The sequence below is a fragment of the Chryseobacterium sp. SSA4.19 genome, assembly GCF_022601875.1.
Taxonomy (GTDB): domain Bacteria; phylum Bacteroidota; class Bacteroidia; order Flavobacteriales; family Weeksellaceae; genus Chryseobacterium.
The window spans coordinates 252,077-267,907 of sequence record NZ_JAKVIP010000001.1 but is presented as its reverse complement, the minus strand read 5'-3'; the positions used below and the strand labels follow the sequence as shown (position 1 = coordinate 267,907).

At 34.1% G+C, this 15,831-nt stretch carries 15 protein-coding genes; 2 read left to right on the top strand and 13 right to left on the bottom strand.

The genetic code is table 11. From position 1 onward, the window contains the following. Positions 1-92 precede the first annotated feature (92 nt). Both MKJ01_RS01285 and MKJ01_RS01280 read left to right on the top strand, forming a co-directional pair. The gene (locus MKJ01_RS01285) at positions 93-1,637 is read left to right on the top strand and encodes a bifunctional response regulator/alkaline phosphatase family protein (RefSeq protein WP_241611129.1); all 1,545 of its coding nucleotides are present in this window, start codon (positions 93-95) and stop codon (positions 1,635-1,637) included. Positions 1,638-1,813: 176 nt separating this feature from the next. Next, a complete protein-coding gene (locus tag MKJ01_RS01280) occupies positions 1,814-2,578 on the top strand; it encodes an exodeoxyribonuclease III (protein ID WP_241611127.1) in 765 nt (254 codons plus the stop codon). Between the two features lie 45 nt (positions 2,579-2,623). On the opposite strand, the gene MKJ01_RS01275 is transcribed toward MKJ01_RS01280, so the two are convergent. The 13 genes from MKJ01_RS01275 to MKJ01_RS01215 form a co-directional block, all read right to left on the bottom strand. After that, positions 2,624-2,995, bottom strand: coding sequence for a septal ring lytic transglycosylase RlpA family protein (locus tag MKJ01_RS01275; RefSeq protein ID WP_241611125.1), 372 nt, complete (start codon positions 2,993-2,995; stop codon positions 2,624-2,626). A gap of 397 nt (positions 2,996-3,392) precedes the next feature. Beyond that, positions 3,393-4,694, bottom strand: coding sequence for a 30S ribosomal protein S12 methylthiotransferase RimO (rimO, locus tag MKJ01_RS01270; RefSeq protein ID WP_241611123.1), 1,302 nt, complete (start codon positions 4,692-4,694; stop codon positions 3,393-3,395). A 91-nt stretch (positions 4,695-4,785) separates the two neighbouring features. Next, on the bottom strand, positions 4,786-5,331 hold the full coding sequence (gene rfbC, locus MKJ01_RS01265; protein WP_241611122.1) for a dTDP-4-dehydrorhamnose 3,5-epimerase: 546 nt from the start codon (positions 5,329-5,331) through the stop codon (positions 4,786-4,788). A gap of 98 nt (positions 5,332-5,429) precedes the next feature. After that, positions 5,430-6,164, bottom strand: a complete 735-nt coding sequence (locus tag MKJ01_RS01260) for a sugar transferase (RefSeq protein ID WP_241611121.1) — start codon at positions 6,162-6,164, stop codon at positions 5,430-5,432. A 470-nt stretch (positions 6,165-6,634) separates the two neighbouring features. After that, positions 6,635-7,660: a glycosyltransferase gene (locus MKJ01_RS01255; RefSeq protein ID WP_241611119.1), complete on the bottom strand. Its 1,026-nt coding sequence runs from the start codon at positions 7,658-7,660 to the stop codon at positions 6,635-6,637. 44 nt (positions 7,661-7,704) lie between these two features. Then, positions 7,705-8,517 carry a glycosyltransferase family 2 protein gene (locus MKJ01_RS01250; RefSeq protein WP_241611117.1) on the bottom strand — a complete coding sequence of 271 codons (813 nt, stop codon included), beginning with the start codon at positions 8,515-8,517 and terminating at the stop codon, positions 7,705-7,707. Positions 8,518-8,605: 88 nt separating this feature from the next. Beyond that, complete coding sequence (locus MKJ01_RS01245) at positions 8,606-9,751, bottom strand: glycosyltransferase family 4 protein (protein ID WP_241611115.1); 1,146 nt, start codon at positions 9,749-9,751, stop codon at positions 8,606-8,608. An 18-nt stretch (positions 9,752-9,769) separates the two neighbouring features. Then, positions 9,770-10,990: an EpsG family protein gene (locus tag MKJ01_RS01240; protein WP_241611113.1), complete on the bottom strand. Its 1,221-nt coding sequence runs from the start codon at positions 10,988-10,990 to the stop codon at positions 9,770-9,772. Between the two features lie 41 nt (positions 10,991-11,031). Then, positions 11,032-11,934 (bottom strand): glycosyltransferase family 2 protein, encoded by a 903-nt coding sequence (locus MKJ01_RS01235; protein WP_241611111.1) that lies wholly within the window; start codon positions 11,932-11,934, stop codon positions 11,032-11,034. Beyond that, a complete protein-coding gene (locus tag MKJ01_RS01230) occupies positions 11,931-13,067 on the bottom strand; it encodes an NAD-dependent epimerase/dehydratase family protein (RefSeq protein WP_241611109.1) in 1,137 nt (378 codons plus the stop codon). Before MKJ01_RS01230 ends, MKJ01_RS01235 begins: the two co-directional genes overlap by 4 nt. Then, the gene (locus MKJ01_RS01225; RefSeq protein WP_241611107.1) at positions 13,064-13,660 is read right to left on the bottom strand and encodes an acyltransferase; all 597 of its coding nucleotides are present in this window, start codon (positions 13,658-13,660) and stop codon (positions 13,064-13,066) included. Before MKJ01_RS01225 ends, MKJ01_RS01230 begins: the two co-directional genes overlap by 4 nt. Continuing rightward, positions 13,657-14,337 (bottom strand): CatB-related O-acetyltransferase, encoded by a 681-nt coding sequence (locus MKJ01_RS01220; protein ID WP_241611105.1) that lies wholly within the window; start codon positions 14,335-14,337, stop codon positions 13,657-13,659. The genes MKJ01_RS01225 and MKJ01_RS01220 overlap by 4 nt, the downstream gene beginning before the upstream one ends. Then, complete coding sequence (locus MKJ01_RS01215; RefSeq protein ID WP_241611102.1) at positions 14,330-15,829, bottom strand: lipopolysaccharide biosynthesis protein; 1,500 nt, start codon at positions 15,827-15,829, stop codon at positions 14,330-14,332. Before MKJ01_RS01215 ends, MKJ01_RS01220 begins: the two co-directional genes overlap by 8 nt. Between the last annotated feature and the right edge of the window lie 2 nt (positions 15,830-15,831).

Sequence of the window (15,831 nt, the reverse complement as noted above, 5' to 3'; positions counted from 1 at the left end):
AACTAAGATTTAACTATTAAGCCTCTGTTTTTGGGAAGTTTTAAAAGAAATTGGTCAGTAATTTGATACAATAACCATGTAAAAAATAAATTATGTCGGAAAAGATATTATGGATAGATGATGAAATAGATTTACTAAAACCTCATATCGTATTCTTAGAAAAAAAGGGTTATCATGTAACCCCGGTCAACAATGTGAATGAAGCCCTGGAACTCATGGATTCTGAAAAATTTGCGTTGACTCTTATTGATGAAAACATGCCCGGAATTTCAGGGCTTGAAGCTATCCCGATGATTAAAGAGAAAGATAATTCCCTTAAAATCGTTATGGTTACAAAAAGCGAAGAGGAGCATATTATGGAAGAAGCCATCGGATCACAGATTGCCGATTACATACTGAAGCCTGTTAATCCCAACCAGATCCTATTATCATTAAAGAAAAATCTTCAGGAAGATAATCTGGTGGAACAGAAAACAATCCTACAGTATCAGCAGGAATTCAGAAACCTTTCTATGGAACTGTCTTATTTAAGAACTTATCAGGATTGGGCTGAATACTACAAAAAGATCGTTAACTGGGAAATTAAATTTGATAAGGTAGCAGATAATGAATTTGCAGATCTTCTGCAATCGCAGAAAGAGGAAGCGAATATCCAGTTTGCCAAGTTTATCGAGAACAATTATGAAGACTGGCTCCATGATTCTGACAAGCCGATTATGAGCCATACTCTCTTTAAAGAGAAAATAAAATCTGAAGTTGAAAAGGAAAAAGTTCTTCTTTTAATGGTGGACAATCTTCGCTATGACCAGTGGAAAATGATTGAGCCTTTGTTTACAAAATATTATAATAAAATTTCAGAAGATTATTATTACAGTATTCTTCCTACCGCTACGCAATATGCAAGAAATTCCTTTTTTGCAGGATTGATGCCGTCTGAAATTGAAAAACGTTTTCCTAACAAATGGTTTAATGACAACGAGGAAGGAAATAAAAACGAATACGAACGTGATTTCCTTGAAGACCAGATGAAAAGGATCGGATTGGGCTCCAAATCCATGAAATACCTGAAGGTGTTAAACGCTGATTTTGAACGCAAAATCTACGATGATTTTAATCAGCATAAAAACAATGACCTATTGGTAATCGTTTACAATTTTATTGATATTCTCTCTCACGCAAAGACAGATAATCATATTGTAGACCAGCTGATCCGTGATGATAAAACGTTCAGATCTTTAACGTTGAACTGGTTTGAAAACTCGTCATTAATCAAAATCATCAAACTTGCAGCCGAAAACGGCTTTAAACTTGTGATTACGACAGACCATGGAACTGTTTATGTAAAAAAGCCGAGTAAAGTAGTCGGCGACAGGGAAACATCAACCAATATCCGCTATAAAACAGGAAAAAGTCTGACGTATGATGACAGCGATGTATGGGCAGTTACCAATCCTGAAAAGCTGTTTTTGCCTAAAGGAAATTTAAGTTCAAAGTATATTTTTGCGAAAAACAATACCTTCCTGGCTTATCCTAAGAATTACAATCACTTTGTGAATTATTATAAAGAAACCTATCAGCACGGAGGAATTTCACTGGAGGAATGTATTATTCCGATAAGTATTTTGGAACCAAAATAATTTTAATATCATTTAAAAATATAAGGAACGGAAAAAATCTGTAGATTTTTTCCGTTCCTTTTTTAATGTTCCTATCTTCGCAAAAAAGATGAATCTTGATTATTATCAACATAGTAGCGTAATCGTACAGAATTTTATTATCAAATATCATAACCAGTTAAATTTTATATAAGACAATGAAATTAATCACCTATAACGTAAACGGCATCCGGGCAGCCTTTACTAAAGACTTTTTAGGTTGGCTGAAAACGGCTGATCCGGATATCATCTGCATTCAGGAAAGCAAAGCCGGAAACGATCAGATCGATATTGAGAGTCTTGAGAAACTCGGCTACCACAGCTATTGGCATTCTGCCGTACGAAAAGGCTACAGCGGAGTCGGAATTGCATCGAAAATAAAGCCTGACCACGTGGAATTTGGCTGCGGGATTGAAAGCTATGACAATGAAGGCAGGATTATGCGTGCAGACTTTGACGGGTTCTCTGCGATCTCTGTATATGTACCTTCTGCATCCAATATAGAAAGACTCGATTTTAAGATGCAGTTTTGCCATGATTTTTTAGATTACATTAAAAATTTAAAAAAGGAAATTCCAAATCTTATTATTTCCGGGGATTTCAATATTTGCCATGAGGCTATTGATATTCATAATCCGGTAGGTTTAAAAAATACTTCCGGGTTTTTACCCATGGAAAGAGAATGGATGACCCATTTTATTAATGAATGTGAACTGATCGACAGCTTCAGGTTCTTTAATAATGAGCCTGACCATTATACCTGGTGGAGCTACAGGCAAAATGCAAGAGCCAACAATAAAGGATGGAGACTGGATTACAATTTCGCTTCTTATAGCCTAAAGGATAAGCTTACAAGAGCGGTTATCCTGAAAGAAGCCGTACATTCTGACCATTGTCCTGCCTTAGTGGAACTTGATTTATAAAAGTAAAAAGCCAGCTCTCAAGGCTGGCTTTAATATAATCATAGATTAATCGACAATTTCATATTCCACCGGAATAGTACCGCTTCCTGCTCCCCCGATTTCATCGAACGCTGCTTTAGACATATCCAATGCTCTTGAAGAATGGTAAGGTCCTCTATCATTAATCTTCACTATTACCTCTTTTCCATTATTCAGGTTGGTTACCTTGATATTTGTTCCGAATGGAAGCGTTCTGTTTGCTGCAGTAAACTTTGAATTGCTGAAAATTTCTCCGCTGGCTGTTTTTTTACCGTTAAACTTATTGTGGTAGTACGATGCATAAGTTGTTTTTTTTGCATCTATGACATTATTTGTAAATGAATAAATACCAAGTGTTGAAATCATCATGATGATTACGAGAATGAATCTTTTCATCATTTTAAACATTTATTTGTTTGACTGGGCAAATGTATCAGGAATCTTATAAAACACCTATCATAAATGTTAAATTATGTTAATAAATATAAAAATTTATGTTAATAATTATCGTAAAGGCTTGATATTAGGCATCTTATTACACCTTGTTAAAAATTGTTAAAATACAAATATAAAAGTTAATAGAATTAACAATTGTAAGGTAAGTTAAGAAATAACAAAATTTTAACTAATTGAATTCAAATTAATTATTAGCTCTCAACATATGAACTTATAGTCAGAGAATCAAATAAGAAACACACTATTACATTATAAGTAATGACACTTGCATTGTGCATTAAAAAAACAAAAGCTAATGAGTATTCTCATTAGCCTTAATTATATTGTAATAAAAATGAAATTAAATTAATTCCCCATACAAATCAAATTCTTCTGCGGAAGTAATCATCACATCCGCAAATTCACCGATTGAAATATAGGTATTCTCAGCAGAAACCAAAACCGTATTGTCTACATCCGGAGAATCATATTCCGTTCTTCCGACAAAATAGTTTCCTTCCTTACGATCAAAAATACATTTATAAATCTTACCTAATTTCTCCTGATTTTTTTCCCAGGAAACCTGGGATTGAATTTCCATAATTGCTTCTACCCGTGCTTCTTTTACTTCCTGAGGCACACTGTCTTCCAAAACATATGCCGATGTATTTTCTTCATGGGAATAGGTAAAGCATCCCAGTCTGTCAAATCTCTGTTCCTTCACCCAGTTTTTAAGTTCTTGAAAAATTTCTTCGGTTTCTCCGGGATAACCAACGATAAGAGTCGTCCTGATCGCCATATCCGGAACTTTTTCTCTGAATTTAGACAAAAGAGCATCTGTCTTTTCATGGGTGGTTCCTCTTTTCATGGACTTCAATAAGTCAGAATTGATATGCTGAAGAGGAATATCTATATAATTACAAACTTTAGGTTCTTCACGGATAATATCCAAAACATCTTCCGGAAAACCGCTGGGAAAAGCATAATGAAGACGGATCCATTCAATTCCTTCCACTTTTACCAATTCTTTCAGCAGGTCTCCCAATGCCCGTTTTTTATAGATATCAAGACCGTAATACGTAAGGTCCTGAGCTATTAAAATCAGTTCTTTAGTTCCTTTCTTTGCCAATTTTTGCGCTTCAAGTACCAGTTTTTCAATAGGAGTGGAAATATGCGAGCCCCGCATTAATGGGATTGCACAGAAAGAACACGGCCTGTCACAGCCTTCTGAAATCTTAAGATACGCATAATGCTTCGGGGTTGTAGTCAGTCTTTCACCTACCAGTTCATGTTTGTAATCTGCGCCCAGATGCTTTAACAGGATAGGCAGATCACGAGTTCCGAAATATTGGTCAACATCAGGAATTTCTTTAATCAGATCCGGCTTGTATCTTTCGGAAAGACAGCCCGTCACAAAAACCTGCTCTACTTCTCCTCTGTTTTTAGCCTCTACATAATCCAGAATGGTATTAATCGATTCTTCTTTGGCATTATCTATAAATCCGCAGGTGTTAATAACAACAATATCACCCCTGTCTTCATGAACCACTTCTTTTCCGTTCGCTTTCAGCTGGCTCATCAATACTTCTGAGTCATATACGTTTTTGGAGCAACCCAGAGTGACGACATTAATTTTTTTCTTTCCTACCGATTTTGTACGCATCTTTTTGATTTTGAGTTTGCAAAGATACAAAATATTAAAAAGTCCCCATAAAAAATAAAAACTACTTGAATGAAGTGGTTTTCAATAGCTATTAAAAATTTTTCTCACTAAATAAAGAAGCATTTCTATCTTTTTCCGATAGGATCATATCCTTTTCTTCGAGTTTCCAATCCACCTGAAGTTCCGGATCATTAAAAAGTACATTTCCCTCCGATTCTTTACTATAGAAATTGTCACATTTATAAGAGAAAACAGCATGATTACTCAGCACAGAGAAACCGTGACCAAAGCCTCTCGGCACATACAATTGTACTTTATTTTCTGCGGTAAGCTCGATCCCAAACCATTTCCCGTAAGTAGGTGAATCTTCTCTTAAATCTACTGCAACATCCCAAACTTTGCCTTCTAAACATGAAACCAACTTTGCCTGAGCATGTTCTCCTTTTTGTAAATGCAGGCCTCTCAGCACCCCATAAGAAGATTTTGAAATATTATCCTGAACAAAATGTCCATTCATTCCCGTTAGTTCTTCAAACTTTTTTTCATTAAATTTTTCAAAAAAATAACCTCTGTCATCTTCAAATACAGTAGGTTCGATGATATAACAATCTTTTAACGGGGTTTCTTTTATTTTCATAAATAAGTTCTTAATTATTACAGCATTTTATTTATTCAAGTCCTATTATAATTAAATATAATGTTAAATAAATAAGTGATAAGAATACAATTACAAACCTAGTTACTATTCAGAGTAAAAACAATCTTTATGGTTTTAAAGACAATAAGTATGTCGAATAGAAGAGAATAATTTTTGATATAAAACAAATCGTATTCTAATTTTTCAAGGTTATCCTCAGGGGTGGCTTTAGGAAGATTGACCTGTGCCCAGCCGGTAACACCCGGTTTTATTAAATGCCTGAGATCAAACATCGCATTTTCCTCATTTGAAATCTTAACAAAATGAGGCCTTTCAGGGCGCGGACCAATAAGGCTCATATCCCCTTTTAAAATATTCCATAATTGAGGAAGTTCATCAATTTTGGTCATCCTTAAAAATTTTCCGATACGGTTTACCCTGGCATCATTATTTGTAGTAAAATGCCCGTTATGGGATGAAACCATTGTTCTTATTTTGTAAATCGTAAAAGTTTTAGAATTTTTTCCTACACGCTCCTGAGAAAACAAGACATTTCCATTTGAGGAAAGCTTCACTAAAATAAATCCTAAAATGACCAAAGGAATTACTCCGGGCAACAGTAATAAACTTATGGTAATATCAACCAGCCTCTTTATATTAAATTTTTCCTGCTTTTGCCCAATTGTAAAGATATCATCCGCAAGATAAACATTGCTTTCAAGTCGCACGAGAGGAATCCTTCTATTTACGATTTCATAAAACTCATGGGCTTCATACACTTCAATACCATTTTTACGTGCTTTTACAATCTCGTTTGCAACGTCTTTATGCAAATGACTGATATTTGATGTCTCTAAGACAATGCATTTAATATTGAATTTTAATAAATATTCACCAACACTTATCCGTGAGTGGTCGGAATTATATACAATGGGTTTGTATTTACTTTTGAATTTCCTATCGCTAAAGAGTTTTAATGAAATATCACTAATGTTTATAAATAAACAAACCTTTAATAATCCGTTTACTTTAAAAATCGTTCTATCTCTTCTCATTCGTATGGCAATGTTGTTCACGGTATTCAATTTTTTCTCTTTCAAATGTGCGATAAATATACAAAATAGATTTATTCTGTAATACAGAATAAATACCTATAAAATTTATTCCGCGAAGCTAAGAAAGTTTTTTCCCAATAACCAAATTTAAAGGTTTTTTTATTGCATTAGTAACCCATTAAGTATTATTAACAAATAGATCATATTTTTTGTATTAAAAAATAGTGAATAATTATTTGAGTTATTTATTATATTTCATATATGCGTGTATATTCTTCAACCATTACATCTATAGTCAGGCTTTTATTAAAAATATCAAAAGATGCTTTGGAGAACTGGTTATGGATTTCAGAATCCTCTAAAATATAGTTTATTTTTTCTGCAAAAGCAACATCTGAATTATCCAAAACATATCCATTATGATTATTTAATACGATTTCTGAAATGCCACCCACATCTGATGAAACAACGGGTTTTCCATAACTTAAAGCGTCAATCACTACAATCGGGACTCCCTCGTAATTGGTAGGAAGAACAAAGATATCAGCTATCTGTAAATATTTTTTTGCATTGGGAAAGCCCATTAAGCAAAAAACATTATCCGGAAGCCCATCATATTTTTTTTCAGCACCGATCCAGACAAAAGCATAATCAGGAAGCAGTTTTGCAATTTCAATATAGCTTTCAAACCTTTTTTGAGGAGATATCCGGGCAATGCACATGACCACTTTTTTATATTTATCAATTCCGTCTATGTGTAAGCCTGCTTCTTTTTCCGGTTTACAGACACCATTATATACTATATAGAGATTCTTTTTAATTCCTTCATTAATTATATTCTTCCTGTCATAATCACTTGCTAGCACAATAGCTTTACAATGATTTTTGAGCAGTTTTTCGAGCGGAAGAAATTTTCTGTATGCAATTCTGATAGAATCAAATCCATGAACCGAATAAACGACTTTCTTTTTAGGAAATGCGAGTCTTCCCAAAACTCCGATCTTCGAAGAATGAAGATGGATAACATCCGGATTCAGCGTTTTATTTATTTTATAAAGTTTGAATAATGCAATTATATCCTTTACCGATACCTGCCGTACAATTTCCTCTACCTTTATTTTTCTCACCCTATGATCCAATGCCCGCCACATAGGACCATCTTCACCTGCAACCACGGTAACTTCGTGATTGGCGCACATAGAATTTGCAAGATTGATCACTACCGTTTGAGCGCCTCCCAGATCAGAACGTGTGATAACGTGCAGTATTTTCATAAGTTTCTATAATTTAATCTTTGACATCAATGCTAGAATCTTTTTTAAATGTAAAAGCGGTAGCTTTTTTTATCCAGCTTTAATTTATTTCTTTTCTGTATAAGAATATGCTCCAGACCCAATACATTAAAAATATAATACAACATACTTGCAATTAAATATTTCAGGGCAAACATTGAATATTTAATGGAATACCGATGCTTTTTAAGCATATAAAATATCCCGGGTAAACCCTGAAAATATTTTTTATAATACTTATCGCCTATTTCCCTGTAAAAAAGCAGAGGTTCTGATGTTGATTTAAAAACATATTTATGATGGGTTCTTAACCAAAGCTCTGAATCTTCTACCCGTAAAGCGAGCACATCATAAGGATTCTGTAAAAACCATTCCGTTTTTGCAATAATCGTAGGATGTGTAAATGTAGTTACAGAAATGAGAGGATTACCTGAAATCCCCATTCTCTGCCCAACAACATTATTATTTTCATCAATTGAATATGCATTGGTTCCCAATACATCAATATCAGGATTGCTTTTTAAGATGTTTAATTGTTTTTCAATTCTTTGCGGGTGCATGATATCATCTGCATCCATTCTGGCCAAAAATTCGGTTTCTGTCATAGCAGGGATGCTATTGAGCCTATTCCCCAAGTTTATATTTTTACCGTCTGAAATAATTTTAACTCTTTTATCCGACAGGTATTTCTGTGCAATCTTTAAAGATGAATCAGTAGATCCGTCATCAATTAACAATAACGTAAAGTTATCAAATGTCTGAGACAATACAGAAAGAATGGCCATCTCAAAATAGGCTTCAGCATTATAAAACGGTATGGCAATGGTTATTTCCGGCATTAGTTGTTATAAATATTAAAGTCAAATATAATTCTGTGACAAAAGAAAACAGAAATAGAGTCCGCAGCAGAAGAATACACTCTTTTTTTCATTTATTAATTTTTTCACATGCCCTGAGGAATTGCTCTGCAGAAGCTTCCCAACTTTTTTCTCCTGAAAAATACGTTTTTTCTATATTATGGGACATTTCTTCCAACAGGTTTCTGTCGTCATAGAGTGTGGATACAGCATTAACAATAGCTTGAGAATCTTGAGGTTTTATGATAAGTCCTGTTTTCTGATCTTCCACCATTTCAGGTAATCCTCCAACGTTAGTAGCAATAACCGGCTTTTTAAATGCAAAAGCCGACATGATGACACCGCTTTGCGTAGCATCAATATAGGGGCAAACCACTACTGAAGACTGAGATATGAGATTTGCTAATTTTTCAGGATAAATATATTCATTGAGAATTTTAATTTCAGGATATTGTCTGTAAATCTCTATGTCAAAATCAAAACTACCGCTTCCGGCTATGGTAAGACTGATATCAGGATATTTTCCAGTCGCTAAAAGATATGTAAATGCATCTAATAAGAATCTGATTCCCTTATAAGGTGATATCCTTCCAAAAAACAATATATTAAATTCGGAAGAAACAACCTGCTTATCACTCTGATGATATCTTAAAAAATCATAAATACTTAGAAAAGAAGTGTGAATATGATCCGGATCAAAATGATAATGTCTGATAAAATCATTCTGTTGGTTTTTATTTAAAAGTATCTTGTGTTTAATGAGACTGAAGTGGATATTTCTCAAGTACCTGTCAACAACATAATTCTCTCCTGAATGCAAAAAAGGATCATGTACGATCATCAGCATCTTTTTCCTGAACATTAAGGTTGATACAAAATATGTAAGCATGTAATTATCGATAATAATTACATCAGGATTTATCTTCTTGATATACCGGTTAATCTTATATGAGATATAAAGTTTCCTCAGAATATCAACATTTCGTGTCCCTTTGATAACATATGTTTTATCTAATGAAATAAAATCACGAAAACGCTGCAGGTCTTCAACTTCTGTCCCTGAAGTGATGGTTTTTTTTAACTTCTCTTTATCCAGGAAATTATTAATTTCATATAAAGCTTCAATAAAAAAATAAACATCACACTTTTTACTGAGTGCATTAATCAGAGAAGCGTTTGCATCCAGCGCAAATGCGGATAAGAAAGCGATTTTCATGATAATCTAATTAATTGTTTATTTTTTGGGACTTAAAATCTTATCAAGATGTTTATTAATGATATAATAAGCTCTTGTAATGGTAGGTTTATCCCACAAAATATTTTCGTATTTTCTTATAATATTATTGTTGGAATTATACATTTTGTAAAGACCGAACAGAAGCAAAATAAAAGTGAAAACCATTTTAAACATTTTTTCAAGCACCGCATATACATAAGGATATAATATCCAGTAAGACATTACAAAAAGGGTTGTCATTCTGTCTAACAATATGGAATACTCAGACAAAAACAGGTAAGTTACCGTAAATAGAAAAAACAGATTAAAGAAGATATTGAGCAACTTTTCATCTTTTATTAATTCTCCAATCTTAACATATGATCTGTAAAACAGGATGAAAGTAAGAACCTTTTCTATATAGCCCATGGTAATTCCATACCCGGTACTGTATAATTTATTTTCCGAATAGGCTTCTGCCATCAGGGAATAAATACCACCCACCATATTTCCTAAAGCAATAACAATAGGGGTAATAAATTTAATTTGCCCTAAATATAAAACGTTTCCTACAATAAAGGCTCCCCAGACAAACTGATGCGGAATTTTTTTATGCAGAAAGAAATAGAGAGGAAAATAAAAGATTGCAGACGAATGAAAAAACAAACCAATCCCATTGCATATAAAATATTTAAGCGCATTTCTTTCCTTTATGAATTGTAAGGAATAAATAAACAGAAATATCGTTTTTGAATTTCTAATCAAATTAAACTCTATAATGAGACCTGAAAATATCAAAAACATGATAAAACCCAATACATATTGAGGAGAATATTTCTTAAAGAAATAATTCAGAAAAATACAATCTATTAAGGAAGATACGAACTGAAGAAAAAAATAATCTTTTGAAATGCTTTTAAGAATAACCACGAAAACCTTAAACCCTGGTTCCACCTTTAAAAGATAATCTTCAGTAACGTGGGTAAAAAACCGTATCACTCCGCTTGTATCATCAAGGGTGGGTGCTGAATCGTATATTGGATAATAAACAACAAAATCGGTATCCATATACCCTCTAAGACCGAAAAAACCAACAAAAAGCAGCATACAAACGTACCTGATCATGGTGATGCTTCCGTCATTCTTTCTTACTCTGTTTTCCCACAAAAAAAGAAGAAAAAACAGTAAGATAAGAATAAGATATGGTGTTGAATAACTGTAGCTAAATGTAGGCTCCATTAATTATTCTGATTTATTTTAATTTTATTGCAATAATATATCTATTGCACAGGTTTATTATTTAGATATAGCAGCCACCCTTCCTTGTAAGCATTCAAAGCTATTTTCCATTGTTTTACCGGGTACCTGAAAAATAATACAATGAGAATATATAAAAAATTATATACAAGAACATATCCTGCATACAAAAGGTTATAATTTTTTAAAGCAAAATAAACAAGATTCCTCCACAGATACCGTATTGAGAAATCACTCATTTTACCCGTTGAGCTGGATTCATTGTGAGATATTACAGAATCTGAAATATACCATAATGTTTTATTGTTTTTGTTTAATGCTCTGTACACGAAATCTGTATCATCATAATAAACAAAATAATTTTCGTCCATGAACCCTACACTTTCAAATACCTCTTTTTTAACAAGCATAAAGCAGGTAGGAGCATAATCTACTTTCTGATCTCTGTTAAATTGTCCTTTATCTTCCTGATCTTGTCCGTAATGTACGGTAAGGCCATTTTTTTTAATAAAGCCGCCGCCTGCAGCCCAAAGGACCTTAGTTTTGTAAAAATAAATTTTCGGTACTGCTAAATCTGCATGATTACGCTCCATACCAGTCATTAATTTTTCTATGGCCTGATCCTCTAATGCCACATCATTATTTGAAATCAGCAGTAAATTACAGCCGTCTTCAAGCGCTTTTTTTATTCCGATATTATTTCCTTTGGCAACGCCGTAGTTTGCTCCATTTTCAATGATAACCGTCTCAAACTGATATTTTTGTGCTAAACTTTTACTTATAGCAAGTGAAGCATCAGGTGAAAGATTGTCTACGACATACAAAATAAAATTTTTGTAAGTCTGTTTGCCTAAAGTTTCAAAAAACTCTGAGAGAACGGATTCACTGTTATACAAAACAGTAACGATTCCTATTTTGTTACTCATTTGTAAAGCCCTTTGTTTTTCATTTCCTCAATAGATAATTCATATTTATCTTCCGGAATTTCCTGTTCATTAACCCAATCGGTAAAAGCCTTTATTCCTTTATCAAAATCCCATTGGGGCTCAAAACCCAACTCAGATTTTATTTTGCCAATATCTGCAAAGTTATGTCTTATATCGCCCAATCTGTAGTTTCCTGAAATTTGTACCGGAATTTCCAGATTATAGAATTTTGATAAGGTATTAGCTACTGTAATCACGTCAGTTGCACATCCCGTTCCTACATTATAGACCTGCCCGTCCGCTTTTTCGTTTTCTAATCCCAAGAGAGTTGCCTGAACTACATCTTCAATAAAAACAAAATCCCTGGTTTCCTGCCCATCTTCAAAAATGTTGATCGGATTTCCATTTTTGATCCTTGTGGAAAAAATGGATAATATACCTGTATATGGATTTGATAAAGACTGGCCGGGTCCGTAGACATTTTGGTATCTGTACGCTACAGCTGCAATTTTCAAAGATTTGCATACAGTTAAAACCATTTGCTCCTGGTTCTGTTTGGTAATACCATACACTGACGTCGGATGAATTTTGCTGTCTTCAGTAGTGGGCAGTAAAGATACGGTCTTGTTACAGACCGGGCATTTACAGGAGAAATCACCTTCTGCCATTTCCTGATCACGTCTTTCGGTGGGATAGACAATTCCGTGATCCGGACATTCATATCTTCCTTCTCCGTAAATAGCACGGGAAGAAGCCACAATCACTTTTTTAATATGATGATCGTTATTTGCTAAAATATCCAGCATCAGCCCCGTACCTCCAATATTAACATCAATATATTTTTGGATTTCATACATTGACTGCCCTGTTCCTGTTTCTGCAGCCAGGTGGATAATTGCATCCTGTCCTTTGATAGCACTTGCCCAATCTTCTTTTGACGTCACTGTACCTTTGATAAAATTGACCTTGTCAAAAATACTTTTATATAATGGAGAAGAAATTTCCGGATTTTCACCATGAATCTGCGGTGACAGATTATCCAAAACCGTCACTCGTAATCCTTTATCCAATAATTTAAGGGCTATATTGGAACCGATAAATCCGGCCCCTCCCGTAATCAATATATTTTTCATATCTCAATAAAATTCCCTTTGTCATCAGTTTTAATCCAGGCCTGTTTCTCAACTGAATAACGTTTTATAATTTTCGCAGGCGCACCCACGGCTATGCAATAATCAGGTATATCTTTTGTAACCACCGAATTGGCACCAATAATGCTGTTTTTACCAACACTTGCACCGGAAATGCATACATTTTCACCAATCCAGGAACCTTCTTTTATAATAACATCAGCAAGCTGAACAATCGGCTGATCGATAATGGGGCGACTGATATCTTTAAACCCATGCTGATTATCTGAAATATAAACCCGGTCTGCAATAAGCACAGAATTTTCTATGGTTATACTTTTTGTACAGTAAATATGAGCAGAATTTCCAATATAAGTATGATCCCCGATCTTCAATTTGCAATCAGAATGTCCCGTAAGCGGATTTGCCGCTAACCATGCATATTTTCCGATAGACACTTTTTTGCCGATAAATATATTTTTTGGTTTTTCTATACGGATCGCATGGTTAAGACTCGAACGATCTCCAAAAGCTCCAAATTTCCTTTTATTTAAAGGAGATAATATCAGGCGATCATATAATGAAGATAAAATCATTGCAATACTGAATTTAATTTAATAAAATTTTTTATGTCAAAAAGGCTATCAGCATTTGATTCTATCCACTCATCTCCTTTATTCCACCATTTAAAATCCAGCAGAAAATTAATTTCATCCTCATTAAATCTGTATTTTACTAATTTTCCGGGGATACCGACCATAATAGAATACGGTGCAACATCAGAAGTTATTACGGCATTTGCACCGATTATTGCTCCGTCACCAATGCTGACACCATTAAGAATAAGAGCGTTGGCCCCTATCCAGACATCATTTCCTATAGTAATTTCTTTCTTATAATCATAATTATCTTTGGCAGAAAAATTTTTCAACAAATTGGAAGGATTGGAATAAACCGAAGGATGTGTCGTCACGAACGTATGGGTAGGGTGCTTTCCCGGCCCGGTTCTCACATTAGGCCCTATTGAACAAAACTTACCAATGATGGTTTCATTAATCACAGATCCATCAGAAACATATGAAAAATCTCCGATAGACGAATTCATAACCGTAACATTTCGAGCAAGCATGTTGTATCTTCCGAAATTCGCATTCACCAATTTCGACATGTATCCTATTCTCAAATAATCGTATTTTGACTGATACCTGATTTTTGTTTTCAGCCATCTCAAATATTCGAAAATCGGATTTTGCAAAAAGGACCTGTCAAACATTGCTTTCTTTTTTTTTGATAACAGACTTCAGCTGCCTGATATTGTCATTTTTAATAATTACCGGTAAAAATAACAATAAAGACAAAAAGATAATAATTAATTTCATTCCCAGACCCGCTGAAGACAATAACTGAAAAACAACGGTATTGATGCCTATGATCGCTGCACTTATTATAAATAAGCTTAGGTCCTGTTTTCTGAACATTTGTGAAAACCTGATGTTTATTGCCTTGTTGTAATTTAAGATCAGTGCCAAAGAACCTCCGGAAAGTGCGATTCCCCAGGCAATAATGATCCCATGACCTCCGAATAGCTTACCTAGAATGAGCCCTAAAATAATATTCACGATTGCCATGCTTATATGGACAATAACCAGTACATTAAGCCTTCCTTCTCCTAAAGCACTAAAATATGAAGGCCCGCACATCACATTAACAAAGGTCATCGCAATCAAGATGAACATGGAAAACATAAAATCATCATTAAAGCTCCCCAACCATATCAGGGATATAAAAGGTGTGGCAAGGATTAAAACTGTCGATAAGGGTAAAGTAATTAAAAGCAGGATACGATTCATTCTCACATAAAAACTCTGTAGAAAAGAAGAACTGCCTTCTTTGGATTTTTCTGCAATCACAGGAATAACGACCTGGTTGGCATTTGTAAGCAGGGCCCTAAACTGATTTACTGCTTTTGTTGCCATTTCGTAGTGTCCTAAAAGGGCAAGCCCTCCATATCTGCTCAAAAGTAATTTTGTAGCCGGTTCGTATAATAATTGGCTTATGGAAACAAGCTGAAACTTATAACCGTAATTAAATAATTCTTTAAAAGATTCTGAGCTCCACTTCCAGTACCGGATCTTATTATCCTGGTTTATTTTTACCGTAAATAACAATGCGGTAACAAAAATGAAGATGGATTGTATAAGTTGTGCAATAGCGACCCCTTTAAGCTGATATATCGGAGTTAATAAAACCGTTCCTCCGAACATGATAATTCCCGAAACAATATAAATAAAGTTTCTGATATAATTTTTCTGATGACCTTCCAAAACAGAGGTAAACACGCCTCCTACGGCATTAATACAAAGAGACCCCAATGAATAGGGAAGTATTTCCAAAGCAATATTTAAAAATTTCTTTTCTACCACATATCCGAGGAAAAACTGTGCAAACGAAAGAATTATCAAACTTAAAACCCCAAATAATAGAGACATTGATAAGGTTGAAGTAAAAATAAGCTTACCAAGTTTGGTCTTATCTTTTTCTAATAGATATTCTGCTACGAACTTTACCAATCCTGAAGTTAAACCCAGATTGGCCAGGTTGGCAATGGATGAAAATGATAATATGAGAGACCAGACTCCTAACTGCTCTACTCCTATTTTGGCAAGTAGATATTTATATAAAAAAAAATACAATAAAGCTGTAAAAACAACCTGTAAAACAGCCGAAAGGGCATTTATTGTAAGTTTTTTTGAAGAAAAATTCATTT